Source organism: Streptomyces sp. NPDC102258 (assembly GCF_055584685.1).
Genome location: NZ_JBVJLO010000006.1, coordinates 321,542 through 341,784, shown reverse-complemented (window position 1 = coordinate 341,784; position 20,243 = coordinate 321,542). Strand labels below are relative to the sequence as shown.

Genomic DNA, 20,243 nt, shown 5'->3' with positions numbered 1-20,243 from the left:
CCGGGACCGGGGCACGCCGGACCCCGGGACCGACCGGCCGGCGCAGCCACCCCCGGGACGCCGGCGGACGGCCTCACCCCGGGACCGGGGCACGCCGGACCCCGGGACCGACCGGCCGGCGCAGCCACCCCCGGGGCGCCGGCGGACGGCCCCGCCCTGGGATCGGGGCAGACCGGATCCCAGGACCGACCGGCCGGCGCAGCCGCCCCCGGGACATCGGCGGCCGGACCCGCGTCAGGCGGCGTACCGGCCCGCCCCCCGGTCGGCACCGTGCCCCGGCAGAACGACGGCAGCCTCCGCCCCCGAGCCGACGGCCCCGACCCGCTCGACCATCCCGACCCGGCCACCGCCGCCGAAGCCGCGGCGGTGGAGAACCTGCTGCGCTGCTGGGTCCGCGAAAGCGGCATCCGCCGCCCCGGCGGGCCCGCCGGGGCCCCCCTCCGCATTCCCCTCCGCGCATCCGGCGCCGCCCTGCTGGTCCCCGTCCGCCACTGGTCCCCGGCAGGCTGGCATCGCTTCGGCTCCGCCCGTCTCGAAGCCGCCCCCGCTCACGCCCCCGCCCTGGACGCCGTCACCCTCGCCGCCCTCCTCGCCCGCGAGGGCAACCGCACCGGCCACGGCGGCGCCGACCTCGTCGGCCGGGTCGCCGACTCGGTGCGCCGGACCGCCGAGTTCATCGCCGACCGGCGCCAACGCCCGCACGCCCCCGCCCCCATCGCCGGGGACCGCTTCCTCACCGCCGAGCAGTCCCTCCTCCTCGGTCACCCCCTCCAGCCGGACCCGAAGAGCCGCGAAGGACTCTCCGAAGCCGAAGTCCGCAGCTATTCACCCGAACTCCACGGCTCCTTCCCCCTCCATTGGATCGCCGTCGCCGACACCGCCCTCGCCACCGACTCCGCCTGGACCGAACGCGGCCGCCTCGTCCCCGCCGCCCAGCTCCTCTCCCGCCTCGCCCCCGGACTCCAGCCGCCCGCCGGCACCACCGCCCTGCCCCTCCACCCCTGGCAGGCCCGCGACCTCCTCCAGCGCCCCGCCGTCGCCGCCCTCCGCGACGCCGGACTCCTGACCGACCTGGGCCCCCACGGAACCCCCTGGTACCCCACCTCCTCCGTCCGCACCGTCCACCGCCCCGGCGCACCCGCGATGCTCAAGCTCTCCCTCGGCGTGCGCATCACCAACTCCCGCCGCGAGAACCTCCGCAAGGAACTCCACCGGGGCGTCGAAGTGCACCGACTGCTCCGCACCGGCCTCGCCGAACGATGGCGGGCGGCCCACCCCGGCTTCGACATCGTCCGCGACCCCGCCTGGGTCGCCGTCGACGCCCCGGACGGCACCCCCGTCCCCGGACTCGACGCCCTGCTGCGCCACAACCCCTTCCGCTCCGGCGACGACGCCGTCTGCGTCGCCTCACTCACCTCGCCGCGCCCCTGGCCCGGCCGGACCACGATGAGCTCCCGCCTCGCCGAGGCCGTCGCAGGCCTCGCCGCCACCACCGGCCGCCCCGTCTCCGCGGTGGCCGCCGAGTGGTTCCTGCGCTACCTCGACCACGTCGTCCTGCCGGTCCTGGCCTTCGACGCCCTCGCCGGCATCGCCCTCGAAGCGCACCAGCAGAACACCCTGGTCCTCCTCGACGAGGCCGGATGGCCCGTCGGCGGCCGCTTCCGCGACAACCAGGGCTACTACTTCCGCGAGTCCCGGCGCACCGAACTGGAACAGCGCCTCCCCGGCATCGGCAGCGCCAGCGACACCTTCGTCTCCGACGCCGTCACCGACGAACGCTTCGCCTACTACCTCGGCATCAACAACGTCCTCGGCCTCATCGGAGCCTTCGGATCCCAGCGCCTCGCGGACGAACGCGTCCTCCTCGCCGCCTTCCGCCGCTTCCTCGGCAAGGCCGCGGGCCTCGGCCCCCTCCCGGCGCAGCTGCTCGACTCACCCACCCTGCGCTGCAAGGCGAACCTCCTCACCCGCCTGGGCGGCCTCGACGAACTCGTGGGACCCGTCGACACCCAGTCCGTCTACGTCACCATCACCAACCCCCTCCACGCCTGACGCGCCCCCGCACCGAGACACGGAGAAAGAGCCCCGATGGCCCCGATGCCCTCCACCGACACGACCGCCGGCCCCATCCGCCTCACCGCCTCCACCACCGGACCCGGCCTCTACCGGCCCACCGAACCCCGCCTCACCGCCGCCCTGCTGCCCCTGCTGGCCGAGGCGGACCTCCTCGACTCACCCGCCGACTGGGGCACCGCCGCCACCCCGGCCGGAGCCTTCCGCCTCGAACCCGTACGGCCGGGCCGGGACCTGGAGCTCCTCACCGGCTGGATGAACGACCCCGAGGTGGCCGCCTACTGGGAACTGGCCGGCCCCGCCGCCGTCACCGCCGCCCACCTGCGGGCCCAGCTCGACGCCGACGGCCGCAGCATCCCCTGCCTCGGCCTCCTCGACGGCACCCCGATGAGCTACTGGGAGATCTACCGGGCCGATCTCGACCCGCTCTCCCACCACTACCCGGCGCGCCCCCACGACACGGGTATCCACCTGCTCATCGGAGACCGCACCGACCGCGGCCGGGGACTGGGCACCACCCTGCTGCGCGCCGTGGCCGACCTCGTCTTCGACCACCGGCCCCGCTGCACACGCGTCATCGCCGAACCGGACATTCGCAACACCCCCTCCGTATCAGCCTTCCTGACCGCCGGTTTTCGCTACGCGGCGGAAATCGACCTCCCCGAGAAGCGCGCCGCCCTGATGATCCGGGAGCGGTCGCTGCGCAATCTCCTCTGATCGCCGCGCCCCGCCTGCCCGTCTCCCGCCCGGTCGTCCAACGCCTCTCCCTTCGAAAACTCTGCGTCACGCAGTACAGTTCCCGATCTCCGAGGAGTCCCGTGCCGAATTTCTCCGCCGCCCCCGACTCCGCCGAGCCCTCCGTGCCCCCCTCACCCCAGCACCCGTGCACGCCCCCCGAACTCAACCGCCCCACCTGGGATTTCGCGGCCCGACGGCTGCTGGCGAAGATGATCGGAGAGTTCGCGTACGAGGAGATCGTCAGCCCCGTCCCCGACCCGGTCCCCGTCCCGGCCGCCGCCGCCGGCGACGCCTGGACCCTGACCCTCGACGACGGCAGCAGCCTCGGCTTCCGGGCCCGCCGCCGCTCGTACGGCAGCTGGCAGGTCGCCCCCGACACCGTCACCCTCACCCCGCCGCCGCCCTCGGCCGCCATACCCACCGCCTTCGGGGACCCGTACGCCTTCCTCGTCGGCGCCCGCACCCTCCTCGGCCTCGACGGCCCGACCCTCGGCCACCTCGTCCACGAGCTCAGCACCACCCTCGCCGCCGACGCCCGCATCGACCACCACGCGCTCACCGCCGACGTCCTCGCCGACCTGGACTACGCCGAGCTCGAAGGGCACCAGACCGGCCACCCCTGGCTCGTCCTCAACAAGGGACGCATCGGATTCTCCGCCGCCGACACCGCCGCCTGGGCGCCCGAGGCCCGGATCCGCCAGCGGCTCCCCTGGCTCGCCGCCCACACCTCGCTCGCCGAATACCGCGGCACCGCCGGCCTGGAGGATCCCGCCCGCCTCTACTCCGCCGAGCTCGACTCCGCCACCCGCACCGTCTTCGACCAGGCACTGCGCGACCGGGGCCTGGACCCGCGGGGCTACTTCTACCTCCCGGTCCACCCGTGGCAGTGGGACGAGATAGTGCTGCCGCTCTTCGCCCCCGCCCTCGCCTCCGGCGCCCTGGTCCCGCTGCCCGCCGACCCGGACGTGCGCCTGCCCCAGCAGTCGGTCCGTACCTTCCTCAACATCACCCACCCCGACCGGCTCACCGTCAAACTGCCGCTCTTCGTCTTCAACACCACCGTCTGGCGCGGCCTCGCCGGTGATCACACCCTCGCCGCCCCCGCCGTCACCGCCTGGATCCACTCCCTGCGCGACGCCGACCCCTTCCTGCGCGACGAATGCCGGGTCGTCCTGCTCGGCGAGGTCGCCTCCCTCACCGTCCGCCACCCCGTGTACGAGCAGCTCCCCGAAGCCCCGTACCAGTACCGGGAGCTCCTCGGGGCGATCTGGCGCGAACCCCTGGCCGGGCACCTCGCCCCCGGTGAACGCGCCCGCACCCTGGCCTCCCTCCTCCACACCGATCCGCGCGGCCGCTCCTTCACCGCCGAACTGGTCGCCCGCTCCGGCCTGACCCCCACCGCCTGGCTCCAGCGGCTCTTCGCGGCCCTGCTGCCCCCGCTGCTGCACTTCCTCTACCGCTACGGCACCGTCTTCTCCCCGCACGGAGAGAACGCGATCGTGATCTTCGACGAGAGCGACGTCCCCGTCAGACTCGCGATCAAGGACTTCGTCAGCGAGGTCCACCTCAGCCGCGAGCCGCTGCCCGAACACGCCGCCGTCCCCGACGGCGTCCGCGCGGTCCTGCCGACCGAGCCGCCCGCCTTCCTGACCCAGTTCATCCATTCCGGGCTCTTCGTCGGTGTCTTCCGTTACCTCTGCGCGCTCTGCGAGGACCGGCTGGGCGTTCCGGAGGCCGAGTTCTGGTCCCTCGTACGGGCGGAGATCATCCGCCACCAGACGCGCTTCCCCGAGCTCAAGGAGCGATATCAGCTCTTCGACCTGCTCACCGAGCGCATCGACCGGCTCTGCCTGAACCGCAACCGGCTCCACCAGGACGGCTACCGTGACCGCCCGGACCGCCCGCGCGCCGTCGTCCTCGGCACCGTGCCCAACCCCCTGCACGAGTCGTGACCATGATCGGATGCGGCCCCAGTCAGTGGCGCCCCGTAGGGTTGGTCCTGCTATGACGAAGCCCTCCCTCCCCGACCTGCTGCATGCCGCCGTCTCCGCCGTCGGCGGCACGGAGCGGCCCGGCCAGGTGGCCATGGCCGAAGCCGTCGCCGAAGCCATCGACGACAACTCCCACCGGCTGATCCAGGCCGGCACCGGCACCGGCAAGTCCCTCGGCTACCTGGTGCCGGCCCTCGCCCACGGCGAGCGCGTGGTCGTGGCCACCGCGACGCTGGCCCTCCAGCGCCAGCTCGTCGAGCGCGACCTGCCGCGTACGGTCGAGGCGCTGCACCCGCAGCTGCGTCGCCGGCCGCAGTTCGCCATGCTCAAGGGCCGCTCGAACTATCTCTGCCTGCACCGCCTGCACGAGGGGGCGCCGCAGGACGAGGAGGAGGGCCTCTTCGACCAGTTCGAGGCGGCCGCTCCCACCAGCAAGCTCGGCAAGGACCTGCTGCGCCTGCGCGACTGGGCCGACGAGACCGAGACGGGCGACCGCGACGACCTCACCCCCGGCGTCTCCGACAAGGCGTGGTCGCAGATCTCCGTCTCCTCCCGGGAATGCCTGGGCGCCTCGAAGTGCGCGTACGGCGCCGAGTGCTTCGCGGAAGCGGCCCGCGAGCGGGCCAAGCTCGCCGATGTGGTCGTCACCAACCACGCCCTGCTCGCCATCGACGCCATCGAGGGCGCCCCGGTCCTGCCGCAGCACGAGGTGCTGATCGTGGACGAGGCGCACGAGCTGGTCTCCCGCGTCACCGGAGTGGCCACCGGCGAGCTCACCCCCGGCCAGGTCAACCGGGCCGTCAAGCGTGCGGCCAAGCTAGTCGACGAGAAGACGGCGGACTCCCTGCAGACCGCCTCGGAGTCCTTCGAGCGGGTGATGGAGCTCGCGCTCCCCGGCCGCCTGGAGCAGATCCCCGAGGACCTCGGCTACGCGCTGATGGCGCTGCGGGACGCCGCCCGCAACGTGATCTCCGCGATGGGCGCCACCCGCGACAAGTCCGTCCAGGACGAGGACGCCGTCCGCAAGCAGGCGCTGGCCGCGGTGGAGAGCGTCCATGGCGTGGCGGAGCGGATCATGCTCGGCTCCGAGTGGGACGTCGTCTGGTACGAGCGCCACGACCGTTTCGGCGCCACCCTCCGGGTCGCCCCGCTCTCGGTGTCCGGTCTGCTGCGCGAGAAGCTGTTCGAGGACCGCTCGGTGGTCCTCACCTCCGCCACGCTGAAGCTGGGCGGCGACTTCAACGGCGTCGCCGCCTCGCTGGGCCTCTCCCCGGAGGGCGTGGAGGGTGACGGGGTGCCGGTCTGGCGGGGACTCGATGTGGGTTCGCCCTTCGACTACCCCAAGCAGGGCATCCTCTACGTCGCCAAGCACCTCGCCACCCCCGGCCGTGAGGGCACCCGCGGCGACATGATGGACGAGCTGGCGGAGCTGATCGAGGCGGCCGGCGGCCGCACCCTCGGCCTCTTCTCCTCCATGCGCGGCGCGAAGGCGGCGGCCGAGGAGCTGCGCGGGCGGCTCGACCAACCCATCCTCCTCCAGGGCGAGGAGACGCTGGGCGAGCTGATCAAGGCCTTCGCGGCCGATCCGAAGACCTGCCTGTTCGGGACGCTGTCGCTCTGGCAGGGAGTGGACGTGCCCGGCCCCAGCTGCCAGCTGGTGATCATGGACCGCATCCCCTTCCCGCGCCCCGACGACCCGCTGATGAGCGCCCGGCAGAAGTCCGTCGAGGAGAGCGGTGGCAACGGCTTCATGGCGGTCGCGGCCACCCACGCCGCGCTGCTGATGGCGCAGGGCGCGGGCCGGCTCGTACGGGCGTCCGGTGACAAGGGCGTGGTCGCGGTCCTGGATCCCCGTCTGGCCACCGCCCGGTACGGCACCTTCCTGCGGGCCACCCTGCCGGACTTCTGGTACACCACGGACCGCAACCAGGTCCGCCGCTCACTGGCCGCGATCGACGCGACCGCCAAGGCCGACGACAAGTAGGAGCCGGCTCCGCACCGGGCCGCAGGGACCGGAAAGGCCCGGCGGGGTCCCGTGGCCCCCGGGCATGGAACAGCTCCGGGACCGGCGCAGTGGGTCCCGGAGCTGGCTGAGGGGCGGCGCGGTCGGACCTGAGGGTCAGACCCGACGCAGGACGGCGACGACCTTGCCGAGGATGGTCGCCTCGTCACCAGGGATCGGCTGGTACGCGGAGTTGTGGGGGAGCAGCCATACGTGACCGTCTTCCCGCCGGAAGCGCTTGACGGTGGCCTCGCCGTCCAGCATCGCGGCGACGATGTCGCCGTTCTCCGCCACCGGCTGGCGGCGGACGGTGACCCAGTCCCCGTCACAGATCGCGGCCTCGATCATCGAGTCGCCGACGACCTTGAGCACGAACAGCTCGCCGTCCCCGACCAGCTGCCGGGGCAGGGGGAAGACGTCCTCCACCGACTCCTCGGCGAGGATCGGGCCGCCGGCCGCGATCCGGCCCACGAGCGGTACGTAGGACGCGGCGGGCTTGCCGGTCGTGTCGGTGGGCTGCGAGCTCGGCTGGTCCGAGCCGCGCACCTCGTAGGCGCGGGGCCGGTGCGGGTCGCGGCGCAGGAAGCCCTTGCGCTCCAGAGCCATCAGCTGGTGCGCGACGGACGAGGTGCTGGAGAGGCCGACGGCCTGACCGATCTCCCGCATCGACGGCGGGTACCCCCGGCGCTGCACCGAATCGCGGATGACCTCGATGACCCTCCGCTGCCGGTCCGTGAGCCCCGAGCTGTCGGCACGGATACCTGGAGGTCGCCCTGGCAGCGAGCGTGCGGGGCGTACGGGCTCCGCCTCCGGGTTGAGACTTGCGTCGTTCATGGCATGCACCGGCTCAAGTCGGCTCTGGGAGCGGTTCTGGGCAGTGATGGTGGCACTGTCTGCGGTGGTGGTCACGTCGGCCCCTCTCGAAATGTTCTCCCTAGCTGGACAACGGTAGTAGCTTTCGAAAGGTTGCGCCAAACACACGTTCGAGTGAAAAAACCGGGATCGCCCACCTGGGCTAGAGCGGCGGGTGTATGGACGGCCGTTGGGGCCGCCGGGCGGAGTCGGGCCGCCGGGGGCGGCCTTCGGGGCGGGTGTGGGGGACGGGTGACGACCCCCGGCGCGAGGCCGACCGCGAGTGTGCCCGCAGGCCGGCGTCCCGAACGGAGGTTCGGCTCCGCGTCCCGTGCTTACGGTACCCTTCCCGGTTGGATCTCCACCTTCCGGGCCTGTGCCCAGTGTGGCGTCGGGACACCCCATAACCGGCCATCGTGCGGCACGACACGCGGAGCGGCGTAAATCCGCGCCAACCCAAGATCTAGTGGTTGGATGAGCGCGGCCGCCCAGAAGTTGTGGTCCCCCGGTCCGCCGAGGCTCCCGACATCGCCTATGCTGGTGGCTGCTTCGCGAGTCCCCGGCAGGGCCTGTTCCTGCCGCTCAGGGACCCTGTGGAGTGATTCAGTCGTGCCGGAAGAAGGGTGAGGGAACCATGCACTGCCCCTTCTGCAGGCACCCCGACAGTCGCGTCGTCGACAGCCGCACCACGGACGACGGCACGTCGATCCGCCGGCGCCGTCAGTGCCCCGACTGCTCCCGTCGCTTCACGACGGTGGAGACGGCCTCGCTGATGGTGATCAAGCGCAGCGGGGTGACCGAACCCTTCAGCCGCACCAAGGTCATCTCTGGCGTCCGCAAGGCGTGCCAGGGACGGCCGGTCACCGAGGACGCCCTCGCCAAGCTCGGCCAGCGGGTCGAGGAAGCGGTGCGCGCCACGGGCAGTGCCGAGCTGACCACCCACGACGTGGGTCTGGCCATACTCGGTCCGTTGCAGGAGCTCGACCTGGTCGCGTACCTGCGGTTCGCATCCGTCTACCGAGCGTTCGACACCCTTGAAGACTTCGAGGCGGCCATCGCGGAACTGCGCGATTCGCAGCCTCGCCCCCCTGAGCGCGAGCCCGGAGGGACCCCAGCGGTCGTCCCGGTGCCCGCCTCCGCCTCCGACTGACCGGACGGGCCGCACCCCGGCGCGGCCCGGCCGGCCCCGGCAGGGCGAAATGACGTCGTTACGTACATACGTCGTTACGTACATACGTCGTCACGTAGATACGTCGATACAAGACACACAGCACACACAGCACCGTGCCGTGCGGAATATCGCTGGCACTTTAGGGCGTTTTTGCCCAGGTATGGGAGGCGGCATGACAGAGACGGCGAGCGGCTCGGCGCGAGGTTCCCGCACCAAGGGGACCAAGGCCGCCAAGGGCGGCCTGCGGATCGAGCGCATCCACACCACCCCGGGCGTGCACCCGTATGACGAGGTGAGCTGGGAGCTCCGTGACGTCGTCATGACCAACTGGCGCGACGGCTCGGTCAACTTCGAGCAGCGAGGCGTCGAGTTCCCCGACTTCTGGTCGGTGAACGCGGTCAACATCGTCACCAGCAAGTACTTCCGCGGCGCGGTCGGCACGCCGCAGCGCGAGACCGGCCTGAAGCAGCTCATCGACCGGATCGTGAAGACGTACACGAAGGCCGGCGACGACTTCGGTTACTTCGCCTCCCCGGCCGACTCCGAGATCTTCGAGCACGAGCTCACGTACGCGCTGCTGCACCAGATCTTCAGCTTCAACTCGCCGGTGTGGTTCAACGTCGGCACGCCCCAGCCGCAGCAGGTCTCCGCCTGCTTCATCCTGTCCGTCGACGACTCCATGGAGTCGATCCTCGACTGGTACAAGGAAGAGGGCATGATCTTCAAGGGCGGTTCCGGCGCCGGCCTGAACCTCTCCCGTATCCGCTCCTCCAAGGAGCTCCTCTCCTCCGGCGGCAACGCCTCCGGCCCGGTCTCCTTCATGCGCGGCGCCGACGCGTCCGCGGGAACGATCAAGTCGGGCGGTGCCACCCGCCGCGCGGCCAAGATGGTCGTCCTGGACGTGGACCACCCGGACGTCGAGGACTTCATCGCCACCAAGGTGAAGGAAGAGGAGAAGATCCGCGCCCTGCGCGACGCGGGCTTCGACATGGACCTGGGCGGCGACGACATCACGTCCGTCCAGTACCAGAACGCCAACAACTCCGTCCGCGTGAACGACGAGTTCATGACGGCCGTCGAGAACGGCACCGAGTTCGGTCTGCGCGCCCGCATGACCGGCGAGGTCATCGAGAAGGTCGACGCCAAGGCGCTCTTCCGCAAGCTCGCCGAGGCCGCGTGGGCCTGCGCCGACCCGGGCATCCAGTACGACGGTGTGATCAACAACTGGCACACCTGCCCGGAGTCCGGCCGCATCACCGCGTCCAACCCGTGCAGCGAGTACATGCACCTGGACAACACGTCCTGCAACCTCGCCTCGCTCAACCTGATGAAGTTCCTCGACGACGACGGCAAGGGCAACCAGTCCTTCGACGCCGAGCGCTTCGCCAAGGTCGTCGAGCTGGTCATCACCGCGATGGACATCTCGATCTGTTTCGCGGACTTCCCGACGCAGAAGATCGGCGAGAACACCCGCGCCTTCCGCCAGCTCGGCATCGGCTACGCCAACCTCGGCGCCCTGCTGATGGCGACCGGCCACGCGTACGACTCGGACGGCGGCCGCACCCTCGCCGCCTCGATCACCTCGCTGATGACCGGCACCGCGTACAAGCGCTCCGCCGAGCTGGCCGCCATCGTCGGCCCGTACGACGGCTACGCCCGCAACGCCGACTCGCACAAGCGCGTGATGAAGCAGCACGCCGACGCCAACGCCGTCGCGCCGCGCACCGACGACCTCGACAACATCATCTGGGCCGCGGCCACCGAGGCCTGGCAGGACGTGCTGCGCCTCGGCGAGGCGAACGGCTTCCGCAACTCCCAGGCCTCCGTCCTCGCGCCGACCGGCACGATCGGTCTCGCGATGTCCTGTGACACCACCGGTGTCGAGCCGGACCTGGCCCTGGTCAAGTTCAAGAAGCTCGTCGGCGGCGGCTCGATGCAGATCGTCAACGGCACCGTTCCGCAGGCCCTGCGCCGCATGGGCTACCAGGAAGAGCAGATCGAGGCGATCGTCGCCCACATCGCCGAGCACGGCGTGGTCGTCGACGCTCCGGGCCTGAAGGCCGAGCACTACTCGGTGTTCGACTGCGCGATGGGCGAGCGTTCCATCTCCGCGATGGGCCACGTGCGCATGATGGCCGCGATCCAGCCCTGGATCTCCGGGGCGATCTCGAAGACGGTCAACATGCCGGAGACGGCGACCGTCGAGGAGATCGAGGAGATCTACTTCGAGGCGTGGAAGATGGGCGTCAAGGCGCTCGCGATCTACCGCGACAACTGCAAGGTCGGCCAGCCCCTCTCCGCCAAGAAGAAGGAGGAGGAGAAGGCCGAGATCACCGAGAAGGCCGAGGAGACCATCCGCACGGCGGTCGAGAAGGTCATCGAGTACCGCCCCGTCCGCAAGCGCCTCCCCAAGGGCCGCCCGGGCATCACCACCTCCTTCACGGTGGGTGGCGCCGAGGGCTACATGACCGCCAACTCCTACCCGGACGACGGTCTGGGCGAGGTCTTCCTGAAGATGTCCAAGCAGGGTTCGACCCTCGCGGGCATGATGGACGCCTTCTCCATCGCCGTCTCGGTCGGCCTGCAGTACGGCGTCCCGCTGGAGACGTACGTCTCGAAGTTCACGAACATGCGCTTCGAGCCGGCCGGTATGACGGACGACCCGGACGTGCGGATGGCGCAGTCGATCGTGGACTACATCTTCCGGCGTGTGGCGCTCGACTTCCTGCCCTTCGAGACCCGCTCGGCCCTCGGCATCCACTCCGCCGAGGAGCGCCAGCGTCACCTCGACACCGGCTCCTACGAGCCGCTGGAGGGCGAGGAGCTCGACACCGAGACGCTGGCCCAGTCGGCTCCGCTGGCGTCGGTCCCGGTCACCTCCGCCCCGAAGCCGGTCGCGGTCGTCCCGGTCCCGGCCCCCAAGACGGCGCACTCCAGCGCCGAACTGGTCGAGATGCAGCTCGGCGTCTCCGCCGACGCCCCGCTCTGCTTCTCCTGCGGTACGAAGATGCAGCGCGCCGGCTCCTGCTACATCTGCGAGGGCTGCGGCTCCACCAGCGGCTGCAGCTGACTGCCACCGCATAGCTGACGGAGCGGGGACCGGCACCACGCCGGTCCCCGCTCCGGCGTTCCGCCCTCCCGGCCGGAGCGGTGACGGCTGTCATGGCGATCATTGTGCGGGCGGGCGCTGAGTCCGTGTACGGACAAGGGGAGACGGGGAACCATGTGGCACGGTGACGAGCTGGACCTGGACGCGTACCTGGCGAGGATCGGACTGGGCGACGGGGCGGGGGAAGGAACCCGGGAACTCCGGCCGGACCTTGACACGTTGTACGCGGTGCACCGGGCCCACACCACCGCCATACCGTTCGAGAGCCTGGACGTCCTGCTCGGCCGCCCCGTCGAGCTGGAGGTCAAAGCCGTCGAGGACAAGCTCGTGCACGGCCGCCGGGGCGGCTACTGCTACGAGCAGAACTCGCTGCTGGCCGCCGCCCTGGAGCGGATCGGCTTCGAGGTCTCCGGGCGCGGCGCCCGCAACCGCACCCGGGGTGTCCGCCTGCCGCCGGTGACGCACGCGGTCCTCGTCGTCACCGTCGACGGGCAACCGTGGCTGTGCGACGCCGGGTTCGGTTACCTGGGCCCGCGCGAGCCCGTTCCGCTGGCGCGCCCGGGCGCCGTGGTGCGACAGGGGGCGTGGACGTACGCCGTCCGTGAGGAGGAGGACGGCATCCTCGCGCTCCGGACCAGGAACGGGGACGTCTGGCGGGACCTGTACGCCTTCTCCCCACAGCGCTACCACCCCGCCGACTACGTCCTGCTCAACCACTACAGCTCCTCGCACCCCCTCTCCTCCTTTGTAGGGCAGATCATCGTGCAGCACCCGGGCGAAGCCGTACGCCTGAGACTGGTGGGACGGGAGCTCACCCGCCTGTACCCCGACGGGCGGACCGAGCGGGAGGAGGTGCGTTCGGACGGGCTGGTCGCTCTGGTCGACCGGGAGTTCGGCATTCGGCTGTCCGGGCGGGATGGGGCGGAACTGGTACGGATCCACCGCTCCGGGGACTGACCCGGGCCGGGCCTGGCCCGTACGATGGCGCGGTGCTGGTCAAGTGGATTCGCTGCACGGTGACGGACCGACGCGGGTTCGAGCGCGGGCAGCGAAAATGGGCGGGTCTGCCGGGCGAACCGGGATTCCGGGGGCAGGGCGGCGGCTGGAGCCGGGGCCGGCAGGGGGTCGCGCACGTCTTCACGTTCTGGGAGAGCCGTTCCTTCTACGACTCCTTCATGGCCCGTTCCCACGACCGGCTCGCGGCGTCGCAGAACGGCACCTTCACCGATGCCCGCGTGACCCTCTTCGACCATCGCTTCGACGTGAAGACCGGCTTCCAACCGCGCTTCACCGACGCCGACGTGGTCCGGGTCGCGCACACCCGCGTCAGGGAGGGCCGGGACGAACACTTCGCCCTGATGCAGGAGAAGGTGTGGAATCCGGCCATGGCCGGGTCCCCCGGAATGATCCGCGGCCTCTTCGGGGAGGCGCCCGGCCGGGAGTTCCTGGTGCTGTCGATGTGGCTCGCCGCGGCCGAGCACGGCAAGTACCGCCAGGAACGCGTCGAGCGCCTCTCGCTGCGGGCCCAGATGGAAGCCGACGTCGAGGCGCTCACCGGCGACGTCGTCGACCTCGAACCCGCCTGGACGGTATGACCGTACGACGACCGGCTGCCCGACCGGCGTGCCCCGCGCGGTGCGCGCCCCCCTGGCCGAATAGGGTCGTGGAATGGTACGACCACGGCGCATCGTCCTTGTCCGGCACGGGGAATCGGAAGGCAACGTAGACGACACCGTCTACGAGCGGGAGCCCGATCACGCCCTGCGGCTGACCCGTACGGGCCGCGAGCAGGCCGCCGAGGTCGGGCACCGGCTGCGCGCGCTCTTCGGCGAGGAGCACATCAGCGCGTACGTCTCCCCGTACCGCCGCACCCTGCAGACCTTCCGCGAGCTGCGGCTCGACCCCTCCCGGGTGCGGATGCGGGAGGAGCCGCGGCTGCGCGAGCAGGACTGGGGGAACTGGCAGGACCGGGACGACGTACGGCTCCAGAAGGCGTACCGGGACGCCTACGGGCACTTCTTCTACCGCTTCGCCCAAGGGGAGTCGGGCGCGGACGTCTACGACCGCGTCGGCTCCTTCCTCGAAAGCCTCTACCGCAGCTTCGAGGCCGCCGACCATCCCGAGAACGTGCTGCTGGTGACGCACGGGCTGACGATGCGGCTCTTCTGCATGCGCTGGTTCCACTGGTCGGTGGCCGAGTTCGAGGCCCTCTCCAACCCGGGGAACGGCGAATTCCGGGTCCTGATGCTGGGCCCGGACGGCCGCTACCGGATGGACCGCCCGTTTGAGCGGTGGACCACACCCGAGCCTTATGACCTGGACGGCTAAAGTGACGCGCGATGACCGCTGACTCCACTCCCGAAGGGCGCTACGCGCGCGCCATCTCCAGCCTCAGGGGGCTGTCCCTGGGGGACGCCCTGGGCTCCCAGTACTTCGTCCCCGTGAACTACCCGCTGCTCAAGCGGCGCGAGCTGCCGGCCGGCGGCGAGCCGTGGCAGTGGACCGACGACACCGAGATGGCCTGCTCGGTGGTGGCCGTTCTTGCCACGCACGGACGCGTCGACCAGGACGCGCTGGCCTCCTCCTTCGCCGACCACCACGACTTCGACCGCGGCTACGGTCCCGCCGTCAACCGGATGCTGCGCCTGGTCCGGGAGGGCGCGGACTGGCGCACGCTCGCCGCCGAGCTGTTCAACGGCCAGGGCTCCTGGGGCAACGGCGCCGCCATGCGGATCGCGCCGCTGGGCGCCTGGTACGCGGACGACCCCGAGCAGGCCACCCACCAGGCGGAGATCTCCGCCTACACCACCCACCAGCACCGCGAGGCGGTGTGCGGGGCGATGGCCGTCGCGGCGGCGGCCGCGCTGGCGGCGTCGCCGGACGGCCCGCCGACCGCCGAGGCCCTGCTGGACGGGGTCATCGCGCTGGTGCCGCGCAGCGCCGTGGGCGCGGGCGTGCGCCGGGCGCGCGACATGCTGGACTACGGCGACGCGACGACCGTCGCCGCGGTACTGGGCTGCGGGCGCCGGACCAGCGCCCACGACACGGTGCCGTTCGCGCTGTGGTCGGCGGCGCGGTCGCTGGACGACTTCGAGCGGGCGTTCTGGACCACCGCGCAGGTGGGCGGCGACGTGGACACCACCTGCGCGATCGTCGGCGGGGTGCTGGGCGGGCGGGGGGACGCGGTACTGCCCGGGGCCTGGGTGGCGCGGACCGAGGCCCTGCCGTCGTGGCTGCCGGATTCGGCGGCCTGAGCGGAGGGATGCGTGCCCGTGCGCGGATCCGCTGGTGCGGATCCGCGCACGGGTTCTCGTACCGGTTCTCGTAGGGGGCCTCGTACGGGCCCCCTCGCGCCGGGCCGCGTACGGTCTGCGTACGGGTTCTGGTGCCGGTCCGCGTGCCGGTTCTTCTGGTCAGGCGGCCGGGCCGGCCTTGGCTGCGGCTCCGTTGAGGGCCTCCAGGTCGCTCTTGCGCACCCGGATGACGACCAGCGCGGTGACCAGGGCCAGGCCCGCCATGGCGACGGCCGCGGTGAAGGCGCTGGAGATGCCCTGGGCGAGGACCAGGTCGCCCCAGGGGTCCGGCAGCCGCCCGGTCTGCTTGAAGGCGGCGAGCTGCTCCGGATCGGCCTGTGCCATGAAGGCCGGGAACTGCTTCTCCGCCTCTTCGCGGCCGGCCGTGCCGAAGACGGTGACCAGGATGGACAGGCCCAGCGAACCGCCCACCTGCTGGCTCGCGTTGAGCAGCCCGGAGGCCGCGCCCGCCTCCCTCGGCGACACCCCGGAGACGGCGGTGAGGGTGAGGGTCACGAAGTTGAGGCCCATGCCGAAGCCGAAGAGCAGCATCGGGCCGAGCACGCCGGAGACGTACGAGCTGTCGGTCCCGATGAAGCTGAGCCAGGCCAGACCGGTGCCGGTCAGCGCGGACCCGGTGACCATGAACGGCTTCGGCCCGAAGCGCGGCAGGAAGCGCTGGGAGATCCCGGCGGCGGTGACGATGGCGGCGGTCACGGGCAGGAAGCCGAGTCCGGACTGGATTGGGGAGAAGCCCAGCACGTTCTGGACGAACTGGACGATGAAGAAGAACATGCCGAACATGGCGGCGGCCAGCCCGAGCATGATCAGGTAGGTGCCCGCGCGGTTGCGGTCCGCGAACATCCGCAGCGGGATGATCGGATCGGCCGCCCGCGACTCCACCAGCACGAAGGCGCCGAGCAGGACGACGGCGGTGACGAACGAGCCGATGGTCAGGGAGTCCCGCCAGCCGTCCTCGGACGCGCGGATGAATCCGTAGACGAGCGCGGTCATACCGCCGGTGGAGGTGAGCGCTCCGGCGACGTCGAAGCGGCCGGGGTGGCGTTCGGACTCGTTGATGAACAGCGGGGCGAGGACGGCGATCAGCACACCGATCGGCACGTTGACGAAGAGCACCCAGCGCCAGTCGAGCCACTCCGTGAGCATGCCGCCGGCCAGCAGGCCGATCGCGCCGCCGCCCGCGGAGACGGCCGCGAACACGCCGAAGGCACGGTTGCGTTCGGGGCCCTCGGCGAAGGTGGTGGTGATCAGGGCGAGCGCCGTCGGCGAGGCGATGGCGCCGCCGACGCCCTGGAGCGCGCGGGCGGCCAGCAACTGCCAGGGCTCCTGGGCGAAGCCGCCGAGCAGGGAGGCCAGGGCGAAGAGCAGGATGCCGGTCATGAACACGCGGCGGCGGCCCAGGATGTCGCCCGCGCGGCCGCCGAGCAGCAGCAGGCCGCCGAAGGCCAGGGTGTAGGCGCTGATCACCCAGGAGAGGTCGGTGGTGGAGAAGGAGAGGGCGGTCTGGATGTGCGGGAGCGCGATGTTCACGATCGTCGCGTCGAGGACGACCATGAGCTGGCAGGCCGCGATGACGGCGAGCGCCACTCCTGGACGCCCGGGCCGGCGGGCGGCCCCCGGTATCCGAGGAGTTTCGAGTCGGGCACTTGTCACTGTGGATCCCCCCGAAGTGAAATAGTGAACGTAATCGTTCACTGCGGGTCACACGGTAGGAGGCCCGCAGTAGGGAACGCAAGCGTTCACTGTGGCTGAAAATTCGTGCGAAGCGCGCGCCGGCCGGTCGGAGGTAGGGAGCATGGAGGATTTGGGCTGGTCGGCGGGGGCGGCTCCGGGGCGCAGACGGGGACCGGAGCTCGAACGGGCCATTCTGGACGCGACGCTGGAGCAGCTGGGCACCGTCGGCTGGGGCGCCGTCACCATGGAAGGCGTCGCGGCCGGCGCGCGCACGGGGAAGGCGGCCCTCTACCGGCGCTGGTCGTCGAAGGCGGACCTGGTCGCCGAGGCGCTGCGGGAGGGGCTGCCCGAGCTGGAAGGGGTCATGGACCACGGATCGGTACGCGAGGACCTCTACCGGCTGTGCGTGCGGATGCGGGACGTCATGCGTTCGCCGGCCGGCGAAGCCCTGCGAGCCGTGCTTCACGAATGCGACCACACCCATGCCGACCGGTTCCGCGAGGTGATCCGGAAGGGGCTGCACGAGCCGGCGCACCGGCTGACGCGGGAACTGGTGGGCCGCGGAATCGCGCGGGGGGACGTCCGGCCGGACGCGGCCGAACCGATGGTCGCCGACGTGATACCGGCGCTGTTCATGTACCGGACCAAGATGTGCGGGAGCGAATGGCCGGACTCGGAGATCACGGAGATGATCGACGGGGTGCTGATGCCCCTGCTCCGGGCCTGACCGAAGACGTTCCCGCCCCAGGCGGAGGGCGTGCGGGGCTTGAAGGGGCGTGCGGACGGGCTCGTGGGAGGGCCGTGCGCGACCGGGCGGACCCCCTTCGGCCCGGCTGGGAGTGGGCCGGGGTGTGCAGGCGGCCCGGGGCGGCGTAACCTTGCTGGCGCCATGCCGTACGAAGCACCCACCCACACCGTCGAGCGCTCCCTCCGTGCCACCACCGGCGCCAAGGTCATCGCCGGGGTCGACGAGGTCGGACGAGGGGCCTGGGCCGGTCCCGTCACCGTGTGCGCGGCGATCACCGGTCTGCGCCGCCCGCCGACGGGGCTCACCGACTCCAAGCTGCTCACCCCCAAGCGACGCGACGTGCTGCTCGACATCCTGGAGGACTGGGTCACGGCGCACGCCCTGGGGCACGCGTCCCCGGAGGAGATCGACGAGCTCGGGATGACCGCCGCCCTGCGGCTCGCGGCGGTCCGCGCGCTGGAGGCCCTCCCGGTGCGGCCCGACGCGGTGATCCTCGACGGCAAGCACGACTACCTCGGTTCGCCCTGGCGCGTCCGTACGGTGATCAAGGGCGATCAGTCCTGTGTCGCCGTCGCCGCGGCCTCGGTGATCGCCAAGGTCCGGCGCGACCGCATGATGGCCGGACTCGGCGAAGAGGGCGACGGAATCGCGGACTTCGCTTTCGCCGCCAACGCCGGCTACCCCTCGCCCGTGCACAAGGCGGCACTCGAAGAGCGGGGGCCCACCGCGTACCACCGGCTCTCGTGGTCGTACCTCGACGGGCTGCCCCGGTGGCGCCACTTGAAGAAGGTGCGCCGCAGCGAGGAATCGATGGAGCTGGAAAACGGAGGCCAACTCGGCTTCGATTTCTGATCGCGTCCACGTGCCACCCACCGGTACGTTTCGTACCGGTGTTTGATAGATATCAACTCATGCCTCTCACCCCCGCCATCGAGGAGCCTCAGATTCACGAGAGTGCCCAGGGTCCCCGCGTCACGCCGGCCGCGAGCCGCACCGCGCAGACCCCCCGCCCCGTACCTGGTCCGCGTCCCGCCGCCGTACCCCGGCCCGGACGCCCCGGTCCCGTCCGGCCGGCCCCGCCCGCGCAGCGCGCGGCGCAGGCCGCCACCGGAGCCGTTCCCGCAGCCCCCACCGCGCCGTCCGTCTCGGCGGCCGTGCCCCAGGTCCAGCTGATCCCGGCGTCCGCCGAGGGTGCGCTGGACGCGGCCGAGGAGGCCGTGGACCTGCTGCTCGACACCGGGCGCGCGCCCGGCGACATCCTGGTGATCACCACCGGCGACCCGCACCCGTGGGCCGCGCACGAACTGTCCTTCGGCGAGGCGTCCTACTGGGCCCAGCACGACGCCCGGGACGACGTCTTCTACGCGGACGCGGCGCACGTGGAGCGCGCCGCCGGCCGTCCCGTCGTGGTCTTCGCGGCCAACGGCGGACCCGAGGGGACCACCGTCACCGCACTGCCCGTCGCGCTCACGCGTGCCGGCGCCCTGCTGATCGTGTGCGGCGACGCACACCAGATCAACTCCGTGCTGGGTGCGGGCGTCTGACGTCCCGTAGCCAGCACGGTGTGAAGGGCGGGGCTTGGTGGCTCCGCCGAGGTCCGGGGCCCGATCAGCCGTACCCCCGTTTCTTTTCGGGAGTACGGCCGTGAGGGCTGCCCGGGCGGCGGGGAGCGTTGTGGGTGCCGGACGGGCTGAGCCGGTGTCGTCGTAGAGGCGTGAGTGGCCGGTCTGACACTGCGTCATGACGCTGTGCGTGTCAGGGTTCTCGTTCACGCTCTCGGGTCTCGGCTCCCGGTACGGGCCTCGCTGTGGGAGTGCCGGTTTTCGAGCCCCTCCCGCCGGTGCCCGACCGCTCAGCGGGCCGCGGTGCGGCGCAGCGGCTCGGCCGCGCCGCCGGCGGTGCTCAGGGTCATTGGCGCGAGCTCGGGGTGCACGGAACCGAGGCCCTCGGACCGGGACCGCGAGCCGGGGCTGCGGCCGCCGCGGCCTTCGCCCAGCACCTGCCAGCCCCCTCGGGTCAGCGTGATGTACGCGCCGCAGCGCAGCCCGTGCAGGGTGCAGGCGTCCCGCAGCCCCCACATCCAGGCCCCGTCCTCCTCGGTCCACCGCTCGTCGCCCTCACGGCAGTACATCAGTACCGCCGTCCGCACCGGGGTCCGCCGCCGCAGGTCGTGCGGGATGACCCTGCGCAGCCGGGAGAGCAGCGCGTTGCGGTACTCCCAGCCGTCCGCCGAACCCGACCGCTGCGTGAACGACGCGCTCGCCACGAGCTGTTCCTCGGGGCCGAGCACGGCGATCACCGCGGTGGACGGGACGGGGTTGTGTCGCGCGTGCAGGCCAACCACCACCTCGCGCGGGTCGCGCAGCAGGGGTATGCCCGCCGCCGTCCAGTCGGCGGGTTCGAGCAGCCGGCCGTGACGGCTGGTGCCGCCCGCGGCCGTGGTCAGGGACGTGGTCGAGGGCGGGGCGAATCCGAAGGTCACGGTCCTCCCTTCGGGTACACGCCCGCGAACGGGCACGGCTGGGATGTGGGCGCGCCACGGCGTGGCCCTGGAGTGCCGAGGAGCCGAGC

The 20,243-nt window shown here is 71.7% G+C and carries 16 protein-coding genes; 13 read left to right on the top strand and 3 right to left on the bottom strand.

Annotated features, from left to right (window positions below; genetic code table 11):
• Nucleotides 1-270: 270 nt before the first annotated feature.
• From ACZ6ZT_RS13410 to ACZ6ZT_RS13395, 4 genes are all read left to right on the top strand, one after another.
• Nucleotides 271-2,052: an IucA/IucC family protein gene (locus ACZ6ZT_RS13410; protein ID WP_469718955.1), complete on the top strand. Its 1,782-nt coding sequence runs from the start codon at nucleotides 271-273 to the stop codon at nucleotides 2,050-2,052.
• Nucleotides 2,053-2,088: 36 nt separating this feature from the next.
• A complete protein-coding gene (locus tag ACZ6ZT_RS13405; RefSeq protein ID WP_469718953.1) occupies nucleotides 2,089-2,790 on the top strand; it encodes a GNAT family N-acetyltransferase in 702 nt (233 codons plus the stop codon).
• A 101-nt stretch (nucleotides 2,791-2,891) separates the two neighbouring features.
• Nucleotides 2,892-4,763, top strand: coding sequence for an IucA/IucC family protein (locus tag ACZ6ZT_RS13400; protein WP_469718951.1), 1,872 nt, complete (start codon nucleotides 2,892-2,894; stop codon nucleotides 4,761-4,763).
• A 52-nt stretch (nucleotides 4,764-4,815) separates the two neighbouring features.
• Complete coding sequence (locus tag ACZ6ZT_RS13395; protein ID WP_469718948.1) at nucleotides 4,816-6,786, top strand: ATP-dependent DNA helicase; 1,971 nt, start codon at nucleotides 4,816-4,818, stop codon at nucleotides 6,784-6,786.
• A 135-nt stretch (nucleotides 6,787-6,921) separates the two neighbouring features.
• On the opposite strand, the gene lexA is transcribed toward ACZ6ZT_RS13395, so the two are convergent.
• Nucleotides 6,922-7,713, bottom strand: a complete 792-nt coding sequence (gene lexA / locus ACZ6ZT_RS13390; RefSeq protein WP_469718946.1) for a transcriptional repressor LexA — start codon at nucleotides 7,711-7,713, stop codon at nucleotides 6,922-6,924.
• Nucleotides 7,714-8,290: 577 nt separating this feature from the next.
• Here lexA and nrdR point away from each other — a divergent pair.
• The 6 genes from nrdR to ACZ6ZT_RS13360 all read left to right on the top strand — a co-directional run bounded on the left by nrdR (nucleotide 8,291) and on the right by ACZ6ZT_RS13360 (nucleotide 15,190).
• Nucleotides 8,291-8,806, top strand: a complete 516-nt coding sequence (gene nrdR / locus ACZ6ZT_RS13385) for a transcriptional regulator NrdR (protein ID WP_469718944.1) — start codon at nucleotides 8,291-8,293, stop codon at nucleotides 8,804-8,806.
• Between the two features lie 193 nt (nucleotides 8,807-8,999).
• Nucleotides 9,000-11,897: a vitamin B12-dependent ribonucleotide reductase gene (locus ACZ6ZT_RS13380; RefSeq protein WP_469718942.1), complete on the top strand. Its 2,898-nt coding sequence runs from the start codon at nucleotides 9,000-9,002 to the stop codon at nucleotides 11,895-11,897.
• Nucleotides 11,898-12,050: 153 nt separating this feature from the next.
• A complete protein-coding gene (locus ACZ6ZT_RS13375; protein ID WP_469718939.1) occupies nucleotides 12,051-12,893 on the top strand; it encodes an arylamine N-acetyltransferase family protein in 843 nt (280 codons plus the stop codon).
• 32 nt (nucleotides 12,894-12,925) lie between these two features.
• Nucleotides 12,926-13,531 carry a YdbC family protein gene (locus tag ACZ6ZT_RS13370; protein WP_469718937.1) on the top strand — a complete coding sequence of 202 codons (606 nt, stop codon included), beginning with the start codon at nucleotides 12,926-12,928 and terminating at the stop codon, nucleotides 13,529-13,531.
• A 73-nt stretch (nucleotides 13,532-13,604) separates the two neighbouring features.
• A complete protein-coding gene (locus tag ACZ6ZT_RS13365; RefSeq protein WP_469718935.1) occupies nucleotides 13,605-14,264 on the top strand; it encodes a histidine phosphatase family protein in 660 nt (219 codons plus the stop codon).
• Nucleotides 14,265-14,275: 11 nt separating this feature from the next.
• Entirely contained in the window at nucleotides 14,276-15,190 is a 915-nt protein-coding gene (locus tag ACZ6ZT_RS13360) for an ADP-ribosylglycohydrolase family protein (RefSeq protein ID WP_469718933.1), read from the top strand.
• A 159-nt stretch (nucleotides 15,191-15,349) separates the two neighbouring features.
• Here the strand turns inward: ACZ6ZT_RS13360 and ACZ6ZT_RS13355 are convergent, their stop codons facing one another.
• Nucleotides 15,350-16,903 carry an MFS transporter gene (locus tag ACZ6ZT_RS13355; RefSeq protein ID WP_469718931.1) on the bottom strand — a complete coding sequence of 518 codons (1,554 nt, stop codon included), beginning with the start codon at nucleotides 16,901-16,903 and terminating at the stop codon, nucleotides 15,350-15,352.
• Between the two features lie 142 nt (nucleotides 16,904-17,045).
• Here ACZ6ZT_RS13355 and ACZ6ZT_RS13350 point away from each other — a divergent pair, with 142 nt between their 5' ends.
• The 3 genes from ACZ6ZT_RS13350 to ACZ6ZT_RS13340 all read left to right on the top strand — a co-directional run bounded on the left by ACZ6ZT_RS13350 (nucleotide 17,046) and on the right by ACZ6ZT_RS13340 (nucleotide 19,216).
• The gene (locus ACZ6ZT_RS13350) at nucleotides 17,046-17,651 is read left to right on the top strand and encodes a TetR/AcrR family transcriptional regulator (protein WP_469718929.1); all 606 of its coding nucleotides are present in this window, start codon (nucleotides 17,046-17,048) and stop codon (nucleotides 17,649-17,651) included.
• Between the two features lie 162 nt (nucleotides 17,652-17,813).
• Nucleotides 17,814-18,524: a ribonuclease HII gene (locus tag ACZ6ZT_RS13345; protein WP_469718927.1), complete on the top strand. Its 711-nt coding sequence runs from the start codon at nucleotides 17,814-17,816 to the stop codon at nucleotides 18,522-18,524.
• 59 nt (nucleotides 18,525-18,583) lie between these two features.
• Entirely contained in the window at nucleotides 18,584-19,216 is a 633-nt protein-coding gene (locus tag ACZ6ZT_RS13340) for a hypothetical protein (protein ID WP_469718925.1), read from the top strand.
• 308 nt (nucleotides 19,217-19,524) lie between these two features.
• Here the strand turns inward: ACZ6ZT_RS13340 and ACZ6ZT_RS13335 are convergent, their stop codons facing one another.
• Nucleotides 19,525-20,154: a hypothetical protein gene (locus ACZ6ZT_RS13335; RefSeq protein ID WP_469718923.1), complete on the bottom strand. Its 630-nt coding sequence runs from the start codon at nucleotides 20,152-20,154 to the stop codon at nucleotides 19,525-19,527.
• Nucleotides 20,155-20,243 lie beyond the last annotated feature (89 nt).

Excerpts from the sequence above, each read along its gene's own strand:
- ACZ6ZT_RS13340 (WP_469718925.1), top strand. The coding sequence starts at position 18,584 with ATGCCTCTCACCCCCGCCATCGAGGAGCCTCAGATTCACGAGAGTGCC.
- ACZ6ZT_RS13365 (WP_469718935.1), top strand. The coding sequence starts at position 13,605 with ATGGTACGACCACGGCGCATCGTCCTTGTCCGGCACGGGGAATCGGAA.
- ACZ6ZT_RS13405 (WP_469718953.1), top strand. The coding sequence starts at position 2,089 with ATGGCCCCGATGCCCTCCACCGACACGACCGCCGGCCCCATCCGCCTC.
- ACZ6ZT_RS13375 (WP_469718939.1), top strand. The coding sequence starts at position 12,051 with ATGTGGCACGGTGACGAGCTGGACCTGGACGCGTACCTGGCGAGGATC.
- ACZ6ZT_RS13345 (WP_469718927.1), top strand. The coding sequence starts at position 17,814 with ATGCCGTACGAAGCACCCACCCACACCGTCGAGCGCTCCCTCCGTGCC.
- ACZ6ZT_RS13380 (WP_469718942.1), top strand. The coding sequence starts at position 9,000 with ATGACAGAGACGGCGAGCGGCTCGGCGCGAGGTTCCCGCACCAAGGGG.
- nrdR (WP_469718944.1), top strand. The coding sequence starts at position 8,291 with ATGCACTGCCCCTTCTGCAGGCACCCCGACAGTCGCGTCGTCGACAGC.
- ACZ6ZT_RS13395 (WP_469718948.1), top strand. The coding sequence starts at position 4,816 with ATGACGAAGCCCTCCCTCCCCGACCTGCTGCATGCCGCCGTCTCCGCC.
- ACZ6ZT_RS13360 (WP_469718933.1), top strand. The coding sequence starts at position 14,276 with ATGACCGCTGACTCCACTCCCGAAGGGCGCTACGCGCGCGCCATCTCC.
- ACZ6ZT_RS13350 (WP_469718929.1), top strand. The coding sequence starts at position 17,046 with ATGGAGGATTTGGGCTGGTCGGCGGGGGCGGCTCCGGGGCGCAGACGG.